The organism is uncultured Fibrella sp. (assembly GCF_964250085.1).
Lineage (GTDB): Bacteria > Bacteroidota > Bacteroidia > Cytophagales > Spirosomataceae > Fibrella.
Genome location: NZ_CAXUEC010000010.1, coordinates 286,151 through 307,846, shown reverse-complemented (window position 1 = coordinate 307,846; position 21,696 = coordinate 286,151). Strand labels below are relative to the sequence as shown.

General features: G+C 51.4%; 23 protein-coding genes. 17 read left to right on the top strand and 6 right to left on the bottom strand.

The genetic code is table 11. From position 1 onward, the window contains the following. Nucleotides 1–5: 5 nt before the first annotated feature. Complete coding sequence (locus tag ACFE8Q_RS25745; protein WP_375448322.1) at nt 6–3,254, bottom strand: histidine kinase; 3,249 nt, start codon at nt 3,252–3,254, stop codon at nt 6–8. Nucleotides 3,255–3,595: 341 nt separating this feature from the next. Here ACFE8Q_RS25745 and ACFE8Q_RS25740 point away from each other — a divergent pair, with 341 nt between their 5' ends. From ACFE8Q_RS25740 to ACFE8Q_RS25670, 15 genes are all read left to right on the top strand, one after another. Beyond that, nucleotides 3,596–3,913 carry a response regulator transcription factor gene (locus tag ACFE8Q_RS25740; protein ID WP_375448329.1) on the top strand — a complete coding sequence of 106 codons (318 nt, stop codon included), beginning with the start codon at nt 3,596–3,598 and terminating at the stop codon, nt 3,911–3,913. Nucleotides 3,914–4,389: 476 nt separating this feature from the next. Continuing rightward, the gene (locus tag ACFE8Q_RS25735) at nt 4,390–5,559 is read left to right on the top strand and encodes a PQQ-binding-like beta-propeller repeat protein (RefSeq protein WP_375448321.1); all 1,170 of its coding nucleotides are present in this window, start codon (nt 4,390–4,392) and stop codon (nt 5,557–5,559) included. A gap of 57 nt (nt 5,560–5,616) precedes the next feature. Then, a complete protein-coding gene (locus ACFE8Q_RS25730) occupies nt 5,617–6,522 on the top strand; it encodes a porin family protein (RefSeq protein WP_375448320.1) in 906 nt (301 codons plus the stop codon). Nucleotides 6,523–6,602: 80 nt separating this feature from the next. After that, on the top strand, nt 6,603–6,995 hold the full coding sequence (locus ACFE8Q_RS25725) for a hypothetical protein (RefSeq protein WP_375448319.1): 393 nt from the start codon (nt 6,603–6,605) through the stop codon (nt 6,993–6,995). 195 nt (nt 6,996–7,190) lie between these two features. Beyond that, entirely contained in the window at nt 7,191–7,994 is an 804-nt protein-coding gene (locus ACFE8Q_RS25720; RefSeq protein WP_375448318.1) for a DUF4595 domain-containing protein, read from the top strand. A gap of 42 nt (nt 7,995–8,036) precedes the next feature. Next, the gene (locus tag ACFE8Q_RS25715) at nt 8,037–8,765 is read left to right on the top strand and encodes a hypothetical protein (RefSeq protein WP_375448317.1); all 729 of its coding nucleotides are present in this window, start codon (nt 8,037–8,039) and stop codon (nt 8,763–8,765) included. Between the two features lie 30 nt (nt 8,766–8,795). Beyond that, nucleotides 8,796–9,440, top strand: coding sequence for a hypothetical protein (locus tag ACFE8Q_RS25710; protein ID WP_375448316.1), 645 nt, complete (start codon nt 8,796–8,798; stop codon nt 9,438–9,440). A 64-nt stretch (nt 9,441–9,504) separates the two neighbouring features. Continuing rightward, nucleotides 9,505–9,990: a YfaP family protein gene (locus ACFE8Q_RS25705; protein WP_375448315.1), complete on the top strand. Its 486-nt coding sequence runs from the start codon at nt 9,505–9,507 to the stop codon at nt 9,988–9,990. A 71-nt stretch (nt 9,991–10,061) separates the two neighbouring features. Continuing rightward, complete coding sequence (locus tag ACFE8Q_RS25700) at nt 10,062–10,997, top strand: LGFP repeat-containing protein (RefSeq protein WP_375448314.1); 936 nt, start codon at nt 10,062–10,064, stop codon at nt 10,995–10,997. Nucleotides 10,998–11,009: 12 nt separating this feature from the next. Continuing rightward, nucleotides 11,010–12,104, top strand: coding sequence for a PQQ-binding-like beta-propeller repeat protein (locus ACFE8Q_RS25695; RefSeq protein WP_375448313.1), 1,095 nt, complete (start codon nt 11,010–11,012; stop codon nt 12,102–12,104). Nucleotides 12,105–12,349: 245 nt separating this feature from the next. Beyond that, on the top strand, nt 12,350–12,535 hold the full coding sequence (locus ACFE8Q_RS25690) for a hypothetical protein (protein WP_375448312.1): 186 nt from the start codon (nt 12,350–12,352) through the stop codon (nt 12,533–12,535). Between the two features lie 29 nt (nt 12,536–12,564). Continuing rightward, on the top strand, nt 12,565–13,530 hold the full coding sequence (locus tag ACFE8Q_RS25685) for a LamG-like jellyroll fold domain-containing protein (RefSeq protein ID WP_375448311.1): 966 nt from the start codon (nt 12,565–12,567) through the stop codon (nt 13,528–13,530). Between the two features lie 23 nt (nt 13,531–13,553). Continuing rightward, nucleotides 13,554–13,922, top strand: a complete 369-nt coding sequence (locus ACFE8Q_RS25680; protein WP_375448310.1) for a hypothetical protein — start codon at nt 13,554–13,556, stop codon at nt 13,920–13,922. 73 nt (nt 13,923–13,995) lie between these two features. After that, nucleotides 13,996–14,367 carry a hypothetical protein gene (locus ACFE8Q_RS25675; RefSeq protein ID WP_375448309.1) on the top strand — a complete coding sequence of 124 codons (372 nt, stop codon included), beginning with the start codon at nt 13,996–13,998 and terminating at the stop codon, nt 14,365–14,367. Nucleotides 14,368–14,511: 144 nt separating this feature from the next. Beyond that, nucleotides 14,512–14,934, top strand: coding sequence for a hypothetical protein (locus ACFE8Q_RS25670; protein WP_375448308.1), 423 nt, complete (start codon nt 14,512–14,514; stop codon nt 14,932–14,934). Between the two features lie 116 nt (nt 14,935–15,050). On the opposite strand, the gene ACFE8Q_RS25665 is transcribed toward ACFE8Q_RS25670, so the two are convergent. Then, on the bottom strand, nt 15,051–15,338 hold the full coding sequence (locus ACFE8Q_RS25665; protein ID WP_375448307.1) for a YtxH domain-containing protein: 288 nt from the start codon (nt 15,336–15,338) through the stop codon (nt 15,051–15,053). Between the two features lie 153 nt (nt 15,339–15,491). Here ACFE8Q_RS25665 and ACFE8Q_RS25660 point away from each other — a divergent pair, with 153 nt between their 5' ends. Next, entirely contained in the window at nt 15,492–16,529 is a 1,038-nt protein-coding gene (locus ACFE8Q_RS25660; RefSeq protein WP_375448306.1) for an aminopeptidase, read from the top strand. Between the two features lie 13 nt (nt 16,530–16,542). Further along, nucleotides 16,543–17,334, top strand: coding sequence for a DUF3108 domain-containing protein (locus ACFE8Q_RS25655; protein WP_375448305.1), 792 nt, complete (start codon nt 16,543–16,545; stop codon nt 17,332–17,334). A gap of 10 nt (nt 17,335–17,344) precedes the next feature. Here the strand turns inward: ACFE8Q_RS25655 and ACFE8Q_RS25650 are convergent, their stop codons facing one another. The 4 genes from ACFE8Q_RS25650 to dnaA form a co-directional block, all read right to left on the bottom strand. After that, a complete protein-coding gene (locus ACFE8Q_RS25650; RefSeq protein ID WP_375448304.1) occupies nt 17,345–18,337 on the bottom strand; it encodes a GNAT family N-acetyltransferase in 993 nt (330 codons plus the stop codon). A 3-nt stretch (nt 18,338–18,340) separates the two neighbouring features. After that, nucleotides 18,341–18,958 (bottom strand): hypothetical protein, encoded by a 618-nt coding sequence (locus tag ACFE8Q_RS25645; RefSeq protein WP_375448303.1) that lies wholly within the window; start codon nt 18,956–18,958, stop codon nt 18,341–18,343. Then, entirely contained in the window at nt 18,955–20,049 is a 1,095-nt protein-coding gene (locus ACFE8Q_RS25640) for an AAA family ATPase (protein ID WP_375448302.1), read from the bottom strand. Before ACFE8Q_RS25640 ends, ACFE8Q_RS25645 begins: the two co-directional genes overlap by 4 nt. Before the next feature lie 138 nt (nt 20,050–20,187). Further along, complete coding sequence (gene dnaA, locus ACFE8Q_RS25635) at nt 20,188–21,594, bottom strand: chromosomal replication initiator protein DnaA (RefSeq protein ID WP_375448301.1); 1,407 nt, start codon at nt 21,592–21,594, stop codon at nt 20,188–20,190. Nucleotides 21,595–21,696 lie beyond the last annotated feature (102 nt).

The window sequence follows — 21,696 nt, the reverse complement described above, 5'->3', positions numbered from 1 at the left end:
TACCATCAGACCGGAATCAATACAATTACGCTGGTGCCAGTGGCCCGCCCCTGTTCATCAATCAAATCTTCGACCTGAATCCGGGTGTGCGTCTGGTATAGCTGGTTGATGAGTTCAATCCGGTCGGCGGTGAGTTTCATGCCAAAGGATTTGTTGCGTGTGGCCGATTTGCTTTTGTACTCGGCTGCTTTGGCCCGCCCAACGCCATCGTCGGCAATCTCGATACGCAGCCGATCAGCCTGAGGTTGCTCTACCAGGACCCGCACAAGCCCCCCCTCTTCTTTGTGCATCAGCCCGTGCCAGATGGCGTTTTCCACAAACGGTTGCAGTAGTAATGGCGGTATCTGGATCGCTTCGGCATCAATCGTTTCGCTCACCTGAATGGTGTAGCGGACCTTCTGCTGAAACCGCATGGTTTCCATTTCCAGATACAGCCGGAGTGTTTCCAGTTCGTTTTGCAGCGTCACCCGCTCCGATTTGGAGTTTTCGAGCACCAGCCGAATCAGCCGCGAAAATTTGGTGAGGTACTCCGAGGCCTTTTCGGCGTCATTCTGGGCAGTGAAATACTGGATGGAGTTGAGGCAGTTGAAGATGAAGTGCGGGTTCATCTGCGAGCGCAACGCCGCCATTTCTGTTGCCGACAGCCTGAGCTTATAGGCGGCTTCCTGCTCTTTCAGTTCAGCCTCGGTCTGCTTTCGTTTCGCGGCTTCGGCTTCCAGGCGGGCCTTCAGCGTGCGGCGTTCCACCTGAAAGCGATACAGTAGCACCACCGACGTTACCAGCAGCGAAACGGCCAGAAAGCGAAACCATCCCGTTTGCCAGAAAGGCGGAATAATGTGAATAGACAGCGTTTTTACGTCGCTCCAGCTTCCATCGTTGTTGCTGCCTTTGATCTGAAACGGATACGTACCCGGCGGCACATTCGAGAAAACGGCCAGCGGTTTGTTGCCGCAACGTACCCAGTCTTTGTTGAACCCCACCAGCCGATACATGTACTGGTTCCGGTCGGACTGGAAATAAGAAAGGGCTGAAAAACCGATGGTGAAGAAATCCTGATCGTAATCGAGGTCAAGGGTTTTTGTGGAATTCAGGCCCTTGGGCAACGGCAGTTCCTTATCAAACACTTTCAGGAAACTAAACACCACCACAGGCTTCGTCGTATCGGGTTTGATGTCGCGGTCACGGAAGCGAAATTTCTCGAAGAAAAATTCGTCATCGGCTGTTTTAGTGAAGGGCGACCAGTTGAAGCTATGCAGGTCATAGTCGCTTCCAAATCGCTGTTGCTGGCCGGTTTCGGGTACGTAGCGCACCAGGGCCGAACTGGTTTTAAGCCAGAGCCTACCGGTTTTGGTTAGCCAGACGCCCAGCACTGATTCGTTAAGTACACGTCGGGAGGTTTTAGTTCGGCGAACGTACTGCCAGAGGCCAGCGTCGTGGTGGGCAATCCAGACCACGCCACGGGCGGGGTCGTCGGCCAGTTTTATCACATCGGTGCCGTTGGGCAGGATCGTGGTGGCCTGGCTGGTGGCGGGGTCGAAACGAATCAGCGGACCACCACCCCGGTAGCCCAGCCAAATTTTTCCGTCAACGTCGATCATGATGGCCCGGATTTGTGCTTTTGGCAGGCCGTGCGTCCCAGCTCTGAAGCCCACAAACTGCTTAGTGCGGCTGTCAAATTTGAGCAGATTTCCTCCGTAAACACCCGCCGCGCCAAACGACGGAAACCAGACATTCCCGGCTTTGTCCTGCGCCAGGCACTGGATACCGTCGTAGTTGGCCGTCTGGTTTTCGCCCGGTGGCAACCCCTGAATGGTAGCCCGGACGGGGGTGGTCATACCGCGTTTTTCGTTGTACTGAAAGATGCCCCCCGCCGCCGACTGGCCCACTACCCACACGGTCTGGTTCACGGTGTCGGGCAGGGCAGCGTACAGATACTGCTCCACAAACCCGTTCAACGGCAGTTGAAACAGGGATTTCAGCCGGTGCGTCACCTCATTGTAGCGGGCGAAGTTGACGCGGTCGGTATTGTAGGCGACGTACAGATCGGCGCTTTTTTTGTACAACGCCCGAAAAATCCCCTGATACCGGAGCAGCGTATCGCTTTTCGTGCGGAAGGGTTGCCGGGCTTCGTGCAACACGCTGAAACCAGACGAGGTAGCCCCCGCCCGGTCCACGTCGAACCAGACCGTGCCCAGCCGCCCCGGCGTAGCTCCCCGTGAGTGGGCATCAAGGCTGAAGGGGTTGTCGGGCTGATGGGGGTAGGGGTAGAGCGTTTCGCTGGCCGTGTCGAAAATGGCAGGCACGTCATCGGTGGTGAGCCAGAACTGATGGCTATTGCGGCGGGTGAGGTCGGCCACACGGTTGTGGGCCAGATCGCCGAAGTAGTATTGCTTCCAGTGGCCGGTGCGGGTGTCTAACCGCAGCAGGCCCATCCGGTTCCAGCCTCCCACCCAGACGTAGGGGCCGTCGGCGTGAATGACGTTGAGGGCATCGAATTTCTGACCGGGGGCTGTGCTTTTATCAAATTGGGGGGCCAGAAACCCGCGCACCGGATACCAGACCAGGACATTGGTGCGGGGTTCGTAGTAGCCGACGGTGAAGTCAGTGCGGGTATTGACGCTGCCCCAGACCCGCCCCATCGAATCGACGGAGTAGGGGGCAAACAAGCGCAGTTTGTCCTTTTCGGTGCGCCCGCTATACCCATTCACCAGCCGGGCGGGCGTGATGAGCCGGGCGCGGTTGGTGCGGGTGTTGTAGGCCACGATGGGGACAAATGGCCGGGTGCCAAGCAGGGAATCGGGCCAATAGAACCAGTTTTCGTCCCCCCGGCCCGTCACCCATCGGCCTAGTTGACTACCTACCACCAGTGGGTTTAGGTACGTTCGAAATTGCTCGGTGTGCGGGTCGTAGCGGCACAGCCCTTTCTTGTTGAACGCCCAGATTTCGTGGCGATCATTTTCCTTAATATCGATCCAGTCCGCAGCACCAAACGATTTGGCGTAGGTGCCGTCATAACGAATAAGTTCGTTATGGTCGCTGACGTTGTTGATAAACCACAAGTAGCCCTGGCTGTCGTTCAGTGCCAAACGCTGGGTATCGGCCCGTTTGAAGGCGTCATCGTTGACCGCAAACTGATCGAAGCGCAGATAAGGCCCCTGCTCCGTTTTCACCCGGCAGAGCGCTATCGGCTGGGCAACTACCGAAGTGGCCATCCAGTAACAGGCTGAAAACCAGAGCAGAAAAGTACCGCGCATGAATAGAGTTTATAACCCTAACGTACGGTCCTTCGTCCGCTTTCGCAAGCATCGCCCAACTATTACCTCGACAAGGAGCGTAGTGCCCGCCTGTTGGTTCACCACATAGCCGCCATTCTCCCGATAAAACCGGTCACTCACCCACTATTTCCGACGGCTCACCCAGAGTTGGTGGATCAGCATCTTTTTTTTGCACAACCTTAAGCGATCTGAAACCCGGTTTGTACAACCCCAAAAAAACCTCAGATTTCAGGATACAATTACCCCAAAACTAAGGAGAGAAAACTCGCCGAAGAACCAGGACATTTGCCAAACAAACCAACTGTGCCACAACCGCTTCTATCTACACCATACGTATTCTCGTCGCCGAAGACCACCGGATTCTACTCGAAAGTCTCGCGTTACTGCTGTCAGACATCGAGGGCGGCGAAGTTGTATCCAAACACACCAACGGCCAGCAGGTACTGAACGCACTGACCTACGAAACGGCCATCGACCTGGTTGTTTCTGACCTTCAAATGCCCGTTATGGGGGGCATCGAGCTAACCATTCGCCTCCGCGAGCAGTTTCCGCAGGTGAAACTCTGCCTGCTCACCGTGGCCGACCAGCCCGAAGCCATCAAGGAAGCCCTCCGCGCCGGGGCCGACCATTACAACTAAGCGACGAATCGATTTGACTATCGGCGTAGGCACTCGTCAGATTTTCCAGACAATTATATACTGCTGAATTCCTGTCCTGGTTCTGGGACTGCTTTTCCAGTAACGCCGGCTTTCGCTTCAGGCTGTCGATCCCGTAGGTTTGGGCGAGGGCTGCCTGCTGGCCGTGCGTATGTAACATCTTGGAATTCAAGGATGTAAAATCATCCCTATCCATGATTTTCGCTAAATGGCAGCCAGCAGACCTTTGGAGTGTTGATTCGGGCTGGCATTTGGGCAATAGACACTCAGGCCGATCAGCTAACTTACCAGTTAGTAACTCACCCTACAAAACCGGTTGCTCACCCTACAAAATCGGTTGCTCACCCCTCCGTATTGGCAAACCGCCTTGACAAACTGTCAATTTGGTCGTGTCAATCAATTGGCTTTTCGACTACAACTACTATCCAGCAAATTTTTCAGGTAACTCTTCTGTCCGTATGAACCGCTTCTGCCCACTCCGTTACGCCCTTATTACCCTGACGCTTTTGCTGGGTACGTTGGCGAGTTGCAAAAAAGACCCCGACGTTTCTGCTGGGGCAGGCGGTGGTCTTGTCTACATTGGCAACCTCGATGGCTACCTCTACGCACTGAACGCCGCAACGGGCGAGAAAAAATGGGAGTTCAAAGCAGGGGCTTCCATTAATACTACACCAACGGTGGTCAATGGGGTGCTCTACATGGCCAGTTGGGATAAAAAACTGTACGCGCTCGACGCACTGACGGGGGTCAAAAAGTGGGAATCGAACCCGGCCACAGTCAAACTGTCGCAACCTTCCGCGGCCCCAATAGTAGTCAATGGCATCCTGTATTTTGGTGGCGACATCGCTCTACAAGCCCTTGATGCCAATACAGGCGCAAAGAAATGGGAATTTGTTGGTGACGGCATTTATGGCTGGAACGCTTCGCCTACCGTAGTAGATGGTGTGGTATATGGCTGTATACGAGGTAGTGCTGGTGGAAAGTCCGGTTTGTATGCCTTAAATGCCGCAACAGGGGCTGTTAAATGGCATCAGCCGGGCATTGGCATTTCAGAGTCATCGCCTGCCGTAGTTGGCGGAGTGCTATATGCCGGATCAGAAGGTAATGGCCTTAAGGCGATAGACATAGCAACGGGGACTGTCAAATGGACGCTCGATGTTGGCCTGGTTGCCGAATCATCGCCCACTATTGCTAATGGTGTTGTTTACATCGGCACGAGCGCATTCAGTTCTAATACGAATGATAAACTCTACGCTGTCAATGCAGCAACAGGAATAAAGAAGTGGGAATTCAAGACCCCCGATGGCGGCCCCTATGTCTCGTCGCCCGTCGTGGCCAACGGGATTGCCTACATCGGTGCCGGGGGTACGCTCTACGCCGTCGATGCAGCATCGGGTGTTCAAAAATGGGCCGCCAAGCCCGCCGGTGGGTTGATCTTTTCGGGGCCGGTGGTGGCTGAAGGCGTAGCCTACCTCGGCATCGGCTCGAAACTCTATGCCTTCGATGCCGCTACAGGGGCCAAAAAATGGGAGTACGACACGGGGCGCACCATCGACTATTCGTCGCCCTGCGTGCTGGCTGGCGATGGAACGGTCTACCACGCCGGTGTCAGCGGCATGGTGCAGTAGTCTCTTTTCTTCTTATCACAACCCAGCCTCTACGGCGGCTTCTATCTACCCATTACCATGAAAACGCATCTATTCATTTGCCTGGGTACGTTGCTGACTACCAGCCTCTATGCCCAAACAGCAACGCGCAAACCAACGGCGGCGACCAGCCGCACCGCCCCTGCCTCACGCGCTGTGGCTAGCCCGGCAAAAACAGCCGGTAAACCCGCCGCCGTTGCCGCAGCACCAAGTAAGGCCCCTGCAGCAGCACCTCCCGCGCAGGCAGCACCGCAACGTACCCAGACCGCCCCAACCACCCGGCCCACCACCGCCCGGAAGCAGACCAGCAGGCCATCCCGGCAGGAAGAAAGATCCGGTATCCAGTTTGGTATTGTGACGGGCGGCACTCTCGCCAGTCAAGCTCTCAGCATTGGTGCCTATACCGATATCAACGATAACGGCCAGACTATCAGCGTACCGGCATCGTCGTTTACCTCGCCTACCCGAATGGGTTTCCATGTCGGTGTGCTGGTTGACATTCCGCTGAGTTCGCAACTGTCCGTGCAGCCCAGCCTGCTCTACGTAATGAAGGGCAGCGGCGAATCGACGGATAAATCGTTTGCCTTCGGCGACCTCGGCCTGGGCTATGTGGAACTGCCGCTCACGGTATTTTACCGGATTCCGGTGGGATCTAATTCGGTGCGCATTGGGCTGGGGGGCTACGCGGCCTATGGCCTGTCGGGTAAGCTTACCACCGCAGGGCAGTCTAGATCTGTCGAATTTGGCTCTGGCGAAACCCAGGCTAATCCGCTTGATTTTGGGCCGCGGGGGGCGGTGCAGTTTCAGATGGGCAGCCTCTTGCTGGGTGCCAGCTACGACTATGGGCTGGGCAACCTCGGCAATAAAATAGGGGACATCAAAATCACGCAGACCAACCGAGCCATTAGCTTTTCTGTGGGGTATATGCTGGGCGGCAATCGCTAAAGTATGCCGGCAACATACCCAGGACAGTGCCAAAAACCAGATATAAATCAAGCCCACGCACTACTCAAAATCACACAACCATGAAACCACAACTCAAATTATTCGTTCTGGCGGGGATTTTGTCCATTGCCGGGGCATGTAGCAAAAAAGACGATCCCACACCTACAATGATCGGCTTTTGGGTCGGGAAATACGGCAACGGCTCCAGCGCAGCTACAATAGACTATGCGTTCCTTCTTAAATCGGATGGGTCCATGAAAGTATATGCTAACAATGCCGATACAGCAAAAGCCTCGAAAGCCAGCGGAACGTATTTCATTTCCGGGACAAAAATCAATGGCAGCTATGTCTATGCTGGTACTGACAAGTACTCCATGACAGCTACGACCGACGATAAATTTACGACCATGTCTGGTTCCTGGGGAAGTGGGACCACAACGACGGGCAATACTTTTTTTATGACTAAGCGGTAGGCACCAGTCTATACAAACGCGGCGGCTTCTTTACCTCGCCATGCTGCTGGCAGGCCCCCTCTTTGCTCAGACTCCGGCGCGTAAACCGGCTACCGCGCCGTCAGCTTTTCGGTCGGGTACGTCTTCGGCGGCAGCCGTTAGCCTGTGTCGGCAACGTACCTGGCTTTTGCAACCTTTTCACACCTATCCATTACGATGCTCCTTCGTTCTACCACCCTCCGCCTGCTGTCTCTAGCCCTGCTGCTGCTGACTACCGAGGCCTGTAAGAAAACCACCGATGCCGTCTCGACCCGCAAATGCCTCGTCCGCAGCTATGATGTTAGTGGTGCTGGCATCACCCACGACTACAACGTCGGCGGGCAACTAATTAAGCTCACAGGGGCATTGAGTGTGTCACAGGTGCAGGAATACACCTATTCACCGGGGCAAATTACGATGAGGGTAAACCCCGCCCCGGTGAAAGACGGCACGCTTTCGGCCACGTATCTGCTTAACAGCGCGGGCTATATCACCAAAATCGCCAGGGTGTTGCGCCCCTATGGCTCAACGACGTTAACGACTTACAGCCAGTTTTTTGAGTACAACACTGACGGTTATTTGACAAAAATCACCTTCGATGACGGCACGTATAGAACCCTAGAGTATGCTAATGGGAACAACACAGTAACGAAAGAATACACTAGCAGTGGCGTATTGCGAACGACTTACACCAACACGTTTTACGAAGACAAAACACCGCCCATTTCGCCCATTACTGACTTTCTGGGGATCAACATTGAATCTCCGTCGTTTTATGCCGCTGGGTTATTTGGTCAGTCTGTTAAAAACCCGCTTAAACAGTCGATCTCTGCTGGAACGTACAATAATGGAGTCACCATCAGCTATACCTATGCCTACGATGCCGACGGGAACATAGCCAGCGCCCTGCAAACGTATTTGCTTAAGGGTAATGCCACTCCCACCGTTAGTACCATCAACTACACGTACCTCTGCCAATAACTCTTTTTTTACCCACTATTCACACCAAATTTTCACAAACCCATGAACAAGCTCCTTAGCCTGATCCGGCTGGCCTGTGTCCTGGTCCTGTGCCAGTCGTGCCGCACGGTCTACACGCCCAACGCCCTGAACGTACCCCTGTTGCAGGAACAGGGCGAGATTAAACTGTTGGTAGCACCCAACAACTACCAGGCAGCCTATGCCGTGACAGACAAGATCGGCATCATCGCCAACGGACGGGTAGCAACTTCGGCCAACAGTTCAACGATCAACGGAGCGGCCGACAATTTCGACGCGAAAAACACGGTGTTTGAAGCAGGTGTGGGCTATTACGGGCGTACCGGGCGCAACCTCACCTACGAATTGTATGGCGGCGGCGGTATTTCGCAGGTAGGTTTTCACGGCACCGGCTCGTCGGTGGGGAAAAACTATGACGTATCGGGCATGAAGTTTTTCGTTCAACCCAACATCGGGTTCACCAGCCGGGGCTTCGACATCGCCTTCAGCACGCGCCTGTCGGGCCTTCAATTCAGCACGGCCACGGGTAATTACACCGCCACCGATCTGAAAAACAACGACCTCGACGGGCTGGCCAAAAGTACTCACCTCTTTCTGGAACCGGCCATTACGCTGCGAGGCGGCTACAAATACGTGAAGCTACAGATGCAGCTTGGTGGCTCCTTCAAACTAACACAAGCCGTAATCCCTTACAACGGCCTGATTGCCAACGTGGGGCTGGTCTTCGACTTCGCGCAGTGGTACAACGATTAAACAGTTAATCATTGTCAACAGATTCACACCATGAAAAAGCAACTTGCTATCAGCCTTGTAGCCGCAATAGGGTTACTGGCTGGCTGCGCCCGAACCTACACCGATAAATCGGCCAATGTAGAGGGCCAGACGTTTGCGGTACTGCCCTTCGATGTGCAGATCGTGAAGAACATCAACGTGCAGCGCACTACCCAGGCCCAGTTGGACCAGCAGGCCAAAAGCGAAGCCTACCGCTACCAGAGTTCGACCTACAACTACATGCTGAGCAAGCAGAAGGATTTCGTGATCGCGTTTCAGGACCCCGACCAGACCAATACCCTGCTGAAACGCAACAAGATCACCTACGAAAAGATGCACGACCTAACCAAGGAGGAACTGGCTACGCTCCTGAAAGTAGATGGGGTGATGTGGGGCAAGATGTACCGCAAAGAGGTGATGCCACAGGCAATGGCCAAAGGCATTGATATTCTGGCGAGCCAGAACAAGCTGGGCATTGGCCCCATGACCGCCAACGACGTAACGATGAACCTGAGCCTGTTCTCGAAACCCGAAAAGCGCGTGGTATGGACCTACCAAATGAACGTACCTGGCGGCGCCGACGAATCGCCCGAATCGATTTCGGCCAGTTTGATGAACAACGCCGCCCGCAAATTCCCGTACCGCAAACGGCGGTAAATCCCTCCGGGCGCGGGACGCAGGAATCCACGAATTAATCTACAGTTAAACCAATCCACAGAGTATGAAAACGGTAAAACAAAAAATAGGCAGTATTAGCTGTCTCTGCCTCTTGTGTTTAGCAATGGCCTGTAGCAAGAAAACCGAACCCGAACCTCAACTGGTAGGCCAACCGGGAAATCCACGTTTCAACCTTCAGTTTACCAACGAAGCCAACGTAGACATGGACTTGCACGTGATTGACCCCAAAGGGAATGAAATCTATTACGGCCGCAAGTCTACTTCCGACGGGGGGCAGCTCGATGTAGACTGCAAGTGCTCCTCGTGCGGGCAGGGGCCTAATGAAAACATTTTCTGGCCAGATGGCAAGGGAATCAAAGGCACGTACAAATATTGGGTAGAGTATTTCAGGTACTGCGGTAGCAACGATGCTGCCACCTCCGATTTCACACTCCGTATTGCCGTGAATGAAGCAGTGAAGGCCACGTTCAAAGGGACATTGAGTAACAGCAACGATAAAAGCGCGGTACAAACCTGGACGCTTCAGTAGCCATAGCCCTGTAAGGTTTTGGAAGCCTTACAGAGCTACCGATTGACCGCCGGTTCACTATCCATACTCTCATGAAAACGAAAAGTATCCCGTTTAAAAGTTGGCCTATTCTGTGGGCCATATTACTGATTGCAGGTACGCTTGGCTGTAAGAAAGCCGACACCAGTACACCCACACCTGCCAAGCCGGATTATCAGGTGGCTATCGAGGCGAAGTTTGCACTGCTGAACTGGACCAAAGACGGCTACACTGCCAGCGGAACCGTTGTACAGACAAAGGGCAAAAAAGGCTGGGTACAGTATTACCTCAGCGGTAGCAACAAACGGGCAATTTATTACTACCCCGGCTCAGAAGCGTTTGGCTTCGGCGAGCGGGAAACCCAAAAATACGATAACCTAGGGCAGGATACCTTCGCGGGCACCAGTAATGATTACCCCCTCGGCGAACCCATTGCCGATGTACAGCCCTGCGGCAGTGGTTGCACGTTTGTGGAGTTCAAAAACGGGATTATCATAAATCCCCAGGCGGTACCGTTGGCTGGGTCAACGTCCATCATGCTGGGATTCACTGTAGAAGTTCACGGCGCTATCTACGCCAAATATAAAAGCATCGGCCGATGGACAGGTCCGTTGGGATATCCTGTTACTGATGAGTTGGCAGGTACTGGCAGCGACGCAACGGCCGGGTTACGCGTCACTAATTTCGTAAAATATGAATCAGATTTGTCTAAAACGGCCAACCTGATCTGGTATACACCTACAACGGGAGCGCAAGCGCTATGGGGGCCCATATGTAAGGCGTATCGCGGCTCACAAGCCCCCACTTGGCTCAAATACCCAACCACAAGCTGCGATCCTAACCGCGCTGATAATGCCCAGATCGTCTCGTTTGTGGGTGGGCACATGGACATGAGTGGCACCTGCACCAATTTCTACAACAGCAGCAACCGCAAAGTATTTTCTGACGGCTCGGTGTATACGACGGGAGGCTTTTATCCTTGCTACTAATTTCACACAACCATGAACACCCTCAAAAACTGCCTCAGGTACGTCCTGCTGGCCCTGCCATTGCTGTTTTTTGCCTGCAAAGACAAAGACCCTGGCCCCGACACCGACGATGTGGTGTATGTGGGCAGCGTCGACAAAAAACTGTACGCCCTTGACGCAGCTACCGGATCCAAGAAATGGGAGTTTTTGACGGGAGGTACGGTCTATAACGATGCTGCGTTCAGCAACGGAGTCGTTTATGTGGGTAGTTATGATACTAAACTCTATGCACTGGACGCCACCACTGGTACCAAAAAATGGGAGTTTACAACAGGAGGGCAGATTTACTCAAGTCCAGCCGTTAGCAACGGCGTTGTCTATGTGGGCAGCTATGACACAAAACTCTACGCCCTCGATGCGGCTACCGGCACTGGCAAATGGGTATTTCTGGCAGGAGGCCGAATCCGGTCCAGCCCTGTGGTCAGCAATGGCATTGTGTATATCGGCAGTGATGATTTTAAAGTATATGCCCTTGATGCGGCTACCGGCACAAAAAAGTGGGAATTCTTGACGGGGGCCCCAATCGATGCCAGTCCCATCATCAGCAACGGCATTGTCTATGTGGGAAGCATTGATAAAAAACTGTATGCTATCGACGCGACCATAGGCACCAAGAAATGGGAATTCCTCACGGGAGGAAATATTTATGGTACTGCCGCTGTCAGCAATGGAGTAGTTTATGTGGGCAGTTTCGACGGCAAATGTTACGCGCTGGATGCCACAACCGGAGCCAAAAAGTGGGATTACACCAGTTCGCCTAGTGTCTCTGGGTATGGTGTAAGCGTTGCAAACGGCATCGTCTACTTTGCCGGTAATACTGGTGGCAAACAATATGCCCTCGATGCGGCCACTGGTACCAAAAAATGGGAATTGGCCACCGTAGGTTCAACTTATTACTCGACCGTGAGCAACGGTGTGTTCTATGCCGGTAGTTCAGATGGAAAACTATATGTGACCGATGCAGTCACCGGCACCGGCAAATGGACATTTTCAGGCGGAGCTTTCACCGGCAAGCCCTGCGTGGTGACCAAGCAGGGCAAAGTAGTGCGGGGTAACCCCGGTGACTGATCATCATCCACCATTTTTCTCCCACACAATCATAAGAATTGCATACACTCTTACCCTTACTGCGCTGCTGATTGCAGGTACGTTTGGCTATAAAAACCGACACAACCGTCACGCCGGTAGTGCCAACACGGGTTGTCGAAACCTAACCAAAAACGTCGGCCAATAACGAAGGGGTTCTGTTCTACAATGCCAGCACCGGAGCTTCTATTTTTTATGAAGTAGGGGGCAACTTTAAATTACTGAATGTGGTGAGCGATTTTGGCACCCGGCTGGGCACCAACTGGACCACCATGATGAGCTTTCGGGGGTTTATACTGCCCTACAACGCAAACACAGGTGAAGCCGCGCTTTTCGACGGTATAAAAATCACGAAACGGTTCAGTGCTTTTGGCTATCCCCTGCTGTTTTCAGTGCAGGGCAATCCTAATTAATTCTCAACTTCATAGGCTTCCACATTAGCATGAAAACACATCGCCACATCGCCACACTACTTTGCCTGATAATGGCACTGGTTTCTGCCTGTAAATCGACTGACCCTACGGTGAAGAGTACTGAGAAGAGTATCATTGCCTTCTCGTTTGCCAGCCCTGCCCTTGCGGCAACCATCAGCGGCAACAGCATTACAGGTACGTTGCCGCTGGGTACGTCTGCCAGCAGCCTCGTCCCCACCATTACACTTTCGCCTAAAGCGACGGTATCACCCGCATCGGGCGTAGCACAGGACTTTTCTAACGCCGTGCTTTATACGGTGACCGCCGAAGATGGCAGCACCCAGACGTACACGGTGACGATCACCAGAACATTCCCCACAAACGGGCTGGTAGCTTATTACCCATTCAACGGCAACGCCAGAGACGGCAGTGGTAGGGGTATTGATGGAACCGTAAACGGGGTAACCTATATAACCGACAGAAAAGGAAGTAATACGGCTGTTTACTTTAATGGTAGTAGTAACATTACATTCAATACCGTGCCCACAACCGTTACCGATAATTTTTCGATAAGCATTTGGCTATCAATAAGTTCACTTAGCCAACAGGCAACGTTTATATCCAACGGGGCTAATGATGGCAGCCGGCTGGACGGGTACAGTTTTGGTATGGGACTTGGCTCGCCCTCGTCCAGTTTAAGTCTGCTCTTCGGTACAGGTACAGGAAGTTTTTCGTTAGGTCTGGACACCTTTGCCAGTACCGATGTCAACAAATGGGTTCATTTGGTGATGGTACGAACCAGCGGACAGAACAAGTTTTATTGGAATGGCACGTTACGAACTTCCGCCAGCGTGGGTTCTGTGCCAACGACACCAACCAAGTTTACGATTGGCTCATCCGGTTCGGTACGATTCTTCAAAGGGAGCCTCGATGATGTCCGTATGTACAACAGGGTATTAACGGACAGCGAAATCCAGGCGCTCTACACCGAGTAAGTGTAGAACTTGCACCGTTCGCCATGAAAACGTATCTGGCCAGGCTCTGTTCCCTGCTGTCGGTTGGACTACTGTTGACCTCCTGCAACTTGGGGACCTACGTGCCAGCCCACCAAAACGTGCCACTTTTTCAGAAAAAGGGCGAGGCACATGTGTCGATCAATACGACGAATCTTCAGGCGGCGGTGGCGGTCGGAAACCACATTGGCGTAGCCCTCAATATGTTCGCGGTCATCAATGGCCAAAAGTTCCTATCGAAGGGGGCCATCTACAATCAACGGCGGGCTGAAGTAGCCGTTGGCTACTTTACATTACAAAAAAACGCCCGGAAGTCCCATTGCCGAGGTGTATCTAGGCGGGGGTATGGGCACTGCCGGGCAACGCTGGAATGAACCAGACACTCCGCTATCAACATCGGCAAGCAGCGGTACAGCTACTGGCTACTGGACTACTACTCCCGTTAGTATGAGCATTCCAAACTGGAATGTATATGTACAGCCCGCCATCGGAATTCGGCGACGGAAAGGAAGCATCTCGTTTTCCACGAAAATCAATTATACAGGCTACAGCACCGCCACAATTCTGCCTGCAAATACGCCCCCGGTATATGCCTACACACCTGGTTTCGAACAGTTGAGCCACTCACATCTTCTGTTCATTGAACCCGCCTTCACTATCGCTGCAGCAGGCCCAAGTTTCCGCCTAATGTTCCAGTTATTCGGCTGGATTCCTGTTATCAACCAGAGTAAGTTCGACGTTATCTACCGCGAACAGACGTTTATGAGGCTGGGTTTGCAATGGCGGCTAAATCAGCGACGAACGGGTATAATTCACTAACCTCATCCCACTGAGCCACACCTTAAACTACACCACAACCATCGCTTAAAACACCTTATTATTATGTATACCCTCTCAAAAACAACTCTGGTTCTAGTTTGCTTCCTGTTAAGTATCCAACTGAGCTGAGGGCAGCGGGTGCCCGTGTACCGCTTTTTTCATCCGCTCGAAAAAGACTGGGTCACCTTGCCCAAAACGCATAATACGTATGACAAGATGATCAGCTACGGGTACGAGAAAAAAGAGTTTCAGTTCTATGCCTTTGCTACACCCGGCGATGAACGGATCGAGGTGTTCCGGCTCTACCAGCCTCAGGATCAGGATTGGGTTACCGTTTCAGAAGACTATGAGGGAATTGACAAGATGGCAAGTTGGGGCTATAAATATAAAGAATCCCTTTTCTACGCCTATCGAGGTCCCGGGCCAGGCAGGGTAGCCGTTTACAACTGGTGGCATCCCGGTGATCGTGACTGGTTGCTAGTGCCCGAAACCCGCTACACCGACGCGCAACTGACCGGTTGGGGGTATGCGCACAAACGGCTTGAATTTTACGTGGACAGGCAGTAAAAAACTGTACTCAGACGTAACGCACCCGGCCATTCATACTAAAAAACCCGCTGGCCTAGAATCAGCGGGTTTTCATTCAGTCGGGATCTGCCTGCACCGCAAGGCAGGGTCACCTGCTAAGCAGGCAGGTCCGTTTCGGGCTTTTTGCCCAGTACGTCGTCGATAGCCTGTTCGGCGTTGGGAAAGTTGGTCTTCAGCATTTCCGACAATTGGGTTTTCAACTTCTCGAAATACTCAGGCGCGTTATCAATCGCGCCTTCGGCTTCTGTCTTCAATTGGGTGCCCTTCTCTTTCAGATCGGCAACCATTTTTTCGCCATCTTCGGTTTGCAGGTATTTGTTAAGGGCCACGCCGGCGGCGGCGCCTAAAATGAATGTAGCCAGGTGTTTTGCGTTAACTGCCATTGGTTTGTGTTGTTTAATGGAGCACGAACGTACCGCTTTTAGTCAACGAGTGAAAGAAATAAAGCCATAAAGAGTGACAGGCGGTGCCAGAGCAGGATTCGTGGAAGCGTTGCGTGTTCACGCTTTCGCCCGTTCAGGCTTTACATTTGCTCTATGAAACGGCGAATTTTTCTGGGTCTGCTGGGCGTCCTGCTGGCCCTGGGTATCTGGCAACGCGAACTGATCAGCTATGGGTATATGCAGGCGAAAGGGCAACTGCATATTATGCTTAATACCCGTCCCGTAGCCGAGGTTCTGGCCGACCCAACGTACCCGGATTCGCTTAAAACCAAGATTCGGCTTATCCAGGAAATAAAACGGTTTGCCCAGGATTCATTAGGCCTCGATCCGTCGGATAACTTCACTACCTACCACGATCAGGAAGGAAAACCGCTGATGTGGGTGCTTGTCGGGTCAGATCGATACGCGTTGAAGCCGGTTGAGTACGCCATTCCGCTACTTGGCACCTTTTCCTATAAAGGCTATTTCGACCGTCAGCGATTAATCCAGGCCGATAGTATGCTGCAACGCGACGGCTACGACACCCGTATCAATGAAGTAGCCGCCTACTCAACGCTCGGGTTCTTCAAAGACCCCATTCTGTCGAGTATGTTGAAACGCACGGAAGGCAGTCTGGCCGAGTTGATCATCCATGAACTGACTCATGGCACGCTTTTTATTAAAGACCAGTTGGAATACAATGAAAATCTGGCCGATTTTGTGGGCGACTACGGTGCCGAGCGATATATGGCGCAGAAATACGGCCGTGATTCGCTGCCGTACCGGAACTACCTGGCTACCAACGCGTATTATGAGCGCTTTAATGACCACATCCTGAAGGGCACGCAAACGCTCGACAGTGTTTATAAATCGTTTAAACCTTCAACGCCGGTGTCCGTCAAAGAAACAGTGAAGTGGACAACCATTGAAACGATCATGACCACGACCGACACGCTGACCGATGAGCGCTTGAACCATTTGGCTAAAAGGCGGGTCTGGATTAAAACTGACCTACCCAACAATGCGTACTTTGTAGGGTTCCTCACGTACCGAAAACAACAGAACCGGTTCAAAACAGAGTTTGTTACTCAATTTAAGAGCGACTTTAAGCGTTATTTAACACATCTGAAACACACCTATCCGTCTTTGTAACAGACTGATTGCCATGAAGAAAACGGGTATCACGCTTGGCATCCTGGTTATTCTAACGGCGGCTTTTACAGCCGCCAATACCTACCGTCGCGTTGTCAATACGAGCTTCGGGCCAGGTGAACATATTGAATATCGGGTTCATTACGGCATCATCAACGCCGCCGAAGCGCGCGTCGATGTAGCGCCATCGCTTTATTCGGTAAATGGCCGTCCATGCTATCAGGTCAATGTATTTGGCCGCACAACGGGAGCGTTTGACCTGGTTACCAAGGTACGCGACACCTGGCGCTCATACATCGACACGTCGGCTATTCTGCCTCAAAAGTTTTACACCAATATTCAGGAGAACAGCTACCGGAAAGAGGAGAATATGACCTTCAACCATGCCGCCAACACGGTGAAGGCTGAAGAACGAACAGAGAAAGACCTGTTCAAAGTGCCTGATAATGTGCACGATGTAGTAAGCAGCTATTATTTTCTGCGTACCATTGATTTCAATAAGCTCGGCATCGGCACGGTGATCGAGCTCCCCGCCTTCTACGATGACACCGTGTATAACATGAAAGTGAAATACCGGGGGAAGGAGGCGATCAAAACGAAGTTTGGTATGGTTAACGTCATCAAACTCAGTCCCATTCTATCGTCGAATGGCTTTTTCAAAGGCGAGGATTCGCTACTGATGTGGGTGTCGGATGACGTCAATAAAGTGCCCATCAAAGTACAGGTCGAATTGTCAATCGGCTCGCTCGATATGGACATCAAATCCTTTTCCGGCCTGAAACAGGCAATTGCGTTTAAGAAGTAAAATTTTGGGGCTACAGTCCAAGCTTGGCCTTAGCCTTTATTACCAGCCGCTCAAGCCAGGTTGAGCGGCTCCATGAGAAGACAATATACGGTTGGGGCGTTGCGCCGAAGCTTTCGTAGAACGACACGACGCCCGGTTTTTCAGGGCTTTCAAAATCAAGCATGAGCGGAGTTGGTGGCGTCACGGACGCTGCTTTATGTTGCTCATCCCGAATCAACTCGTCGATCAGTATAGACCGGGCGTTCAGTCGGCGACCTTCGCTATTGGCGGCGTTGAAGAGGTAAATAACCCGGCCGTGTTGCGCCACAAACATAGCGCCGGCCACGATCTGCCCGTTTGCCCACGCATACCGCAACGTACCCAGGTGCTGTTTCTGAACGGCTGAGAATAACTCACGAAACAACGCATAGGCCCATTCAGCCGCCCCAATCTCGTCGGCGTGGTTTTCCCGAAAGAGTGTTAGTAACGGCTCAATATCAGCCGATTCGGTCACGCGCCAGTCAGGTACGTTGGCAATCCGGCGTGCGGCCCGGCGTAGGTTCATTCGCCGGTCGGGGGTGTAACTACCAACTGTCTGTAGCGGCAGGATGTGCGTATACATCACCTGTTGACGTACCTGAGCCGCCAAGCCGGGCAATGGCTCGTTGAGCAGTAAATGCCACTTCGATACGTGCCGATAGCGTTCATAAACGAGCAATAAAAGCGGAGTGGGGTCAAGTTGCTGCGGGGAAAAAAGCGCCACAAACTGGCAGAAAAGAGGCTGATATACCACCCACCGCCCCCACCGGCGACGAAGCGGAATAGGGAGCACGGCCTCGTAGTGTGTAGCTGAGTGACCATCAGGTACGTTCCCTATAACGAGTCCCTCCCACTTCCAGCCAAGTACGTTAGTCACCGCATCCAAATACCACGTATGCCCATATATGAGCGCATTATGCGCCGTTGACACACACTGATTCCAGGCAGGAGCATCGATCTGGCGGCGGGTCAGGAAGTGCGGCAATTGCTAGTGGGAAAACAAAGTCAAAAAGGCGGTTACTTGCTCATGGAAATGGCAGAAACTACACGACTGTTTCGCTAGCTCGTCGAAATCAGCTTTTTCCGCAATTTCTTTAGCAACCTGTTGCATAGCGTCACCATCGCGCCTGTTCTTATAAAGTTGTTCTTTGAACTTATCCTGATGGGCACTTTTGACACTATTGGAAACTGTTGTCTTCATAGCTTGAACCTTATGAAGCTGATAAATTAGCCAATATTCGATAGCTTGCACAGGCACATAAAGTACGATTTTATTAGAAAAACGTTGGTACGGTTTACCTAACGCTGCAATTAACTTATCACATTCTTTTCTATGTACCGGCTGGTCTTGTTCACGATCAGGCTCATTCAAATCAACCCCTACAATAAATAAATCATATTGCCTGTTTATAGAGTCTTTCAAAATATCCTGATACTCTAGATACACCTCTGATTTATTCGATTTTCCTGGCCTCAGACCGAGTTTACTTTTAACAGCCTGAATAGCATACCTATCTGCCATTCTACGCATATAAACCGGTATGAATGCATACTCTGCGTACCCCTCCGCTACCAGTGTGTATTCAAGGCGATTCTTTACAGTCATATATTCTCTTCAGGTACGCCCCCAATCAATCCGTATAACCAGCTTTTACCTAAATCGCTTGTAAAATCAATCGGGTCAAACCCATTTTCCTCGCTCTTTTTGTTAGATACGTCAATTATGTCTCGTTGAAGATTTCGCACATGCGTTGCTCCTTCTTCATCTTTATCGAATACAAAAACAGCCTCAGGAATTGACGAAAACGCATTGACAACGTGTTCATTATGCGTTGTCAGAATAATCTGAATATCTTTTTCTTCGGCTAATTGAAAGATAAATTTCATCACCTCCCATATCCGGCGCGGATGAATTCCTTTCTCAGGCTCTTCCAGTAAAAGCAACTTAGGCGGATTCGGTTGATTTATAATGCAAAGCAGAGCGAGAAAATATAAAGTACCTTCTGAAAGCTCATCGGCCCAATAAATAGTCCCACGATCAACAGCAGATAATCCTATACGCTTAAACGATTTTCCAACTATTTTTTCATCGATATTTTCTGTTAATTGATAGTCTTCTAGATTTATTTCACTAAACTCTGGCAAACATGTCTTAAGGTCAGCTTCGATCCTTTGAAAGTTACTCTTCCTATATTTGCCAAGTAGCAGATCTAAAAATCCAACTAAATTTGAGGCGTCAGAATTAACAAACTCCTGGCCAATACCAACAGGTCCAGGAGCTATTATTTTATTAGGATCAGGTTTATATATAATTAAATTCCCTATGAAGTTTATTGTATGATTAACATCGTAAGTTGACGGATCACTATACACTATTCCATCATTCATTTGGGTACCTCTTTGCTTATGTACAGTTAGATTATCGTTAATTGTACACAAAAAGTACCTCTCGTGATTAAGAAGTTTACTTTCTTCTACTAATTCAATTTTTATTTCGTAAAGTTCATCCTTACTAAAAACTAAATTTTTGTAATCCAACTCAACAGTATTCGCATTTAATTTGGTCATATACTCCAACGCCTTCAAAAAATTGCTCTTTCCTGAGTTGTTCGGACCGATTAACAGATTTACTTTTTGTAAATCAAGCGTTACGTCTTTCAGGCTTTTGAAGTTTTGTATGGAGACGCGTTTGAGCATAACGAACAGGAGTCAGTTTACGCAATAGTACGAATTTTTAGAGTAGCGTGCTCTGCGCTGTTCACTTGCTGGCATGGCAATACAGATGCACGCCAGAGAAGCAGCGCAACTACAAACGACAGACAACAAACCACAGACTCATTTAAAATACCCCTTCAGTTTTGCTACCTGCTCTTTGGTATCGGGGTTTTCTTTCAGCAGGTCGTTTACCAGTTGAATGGCGTGAATGACGGTGCTGTGGTCGCGGCCGCCAAAATGGTAGCCGATGGATTTCAACGATAGTTCGGTCAATTCTTTGGCCAGGTACATCGCCACCTGACGCGGATAGACAATCTCGCGCTTGCGGCTCTTCGACTTTAAGTCGGCGATGGTGGTGTTGTAGAAATCGGCTACCAGTTCCTGCACCGTGTCGATGTTGATTTCCTTCTCGTCGTTGACAACGATGTTGCGCAACGTGGCTTTGGCCAGATCAAGGTCAATCTCGCGGCGATTCAGCGACGCCTGCGCCATCAATGACACCACCACGCCTTCGAGTTCACGCACGTTGGTGTTGATACTGTGGGCGAGGTATTCGATCACGCCATCGTCGATGTAGACGCCTTCGGCTTGCAATTTCTTCTGAATAATGGCAATACGTGTCTCTAAATCAGGCGTTTGCAGGTCAGTCGTCAGGCCCCACTTGAAGCGGGAGAGCAGGCGGTCTTCCAGCCCGTCGAGCGCACGCGGCGACCGGTCGGAGGTCATAATGATCTGCTTACCCGACTGATGGAGGTGATTGAAGATGTGGAAGAAAATTTCCTGCGTTTTCTCTTTTTTCTGCAAAAACTGCACATCGTCGATCACCAGCACGTCGACCTGCATGTAGAACGAGGTGAAATCACGAATACCGTCGGTGCGGATGGCATTCAGAAACTGGTTGGTGAACTTCTCGGAGGTGACGTACAGGACGAATTTATCCTGATTATTATTCTTGATGAAATTACCGATAGCCTGCACCAGGTGCGTCTTACCCAGACCCACACCGCCGTAAATCATCAACGGGTTAAACGACGTTACACCCGGCCGCGCGGCTACGGCATAGCCTGCATTTCGGGCGAGCCGGTTGCAGTCACCTTCTACGTAATTATCGAACGTATAGGTCGGGTTCAGGTAGGAATCGAGGGTAAGCGAATCGAGGTCTTTCAATACAAACGGCGATCGTAGCACCGGGCTCACATTGTCGGGCTTGGCCGACTGCGGGCTTTTGGTGGTCGGCATACTTACCGCGATCGGCCGGTTTTGGGCGTCGCCCTGATCCACCACAATCGAATATTCAAGCTGCCCGTCGCGGCCAATAGCGTAATCGAGGGCCTTTCTGAGCGCATGGACGAAGTTCTCTTCCAGCCACTCGTAAAAAAACTCACTCGGCACCTGAATCGTCAATACTTTCCCGTGGAGCCGCAACGGTATAATCGGCTCAAACCAGGTCTTGAAACTTGGTTCGGGCACAATTTCCTGAATAACACGCAGACAATTGTTCCAGACAATTTGTACTTCGCGTTGCATGGATCCTGGTGGTACGGGGTGGGTCACTGAATAAACGTTAGATGAAGTGGTGCGGTTACGGTTGCCAAAAGGGAGACAAAAGTAGCACAATTTACGAATTAC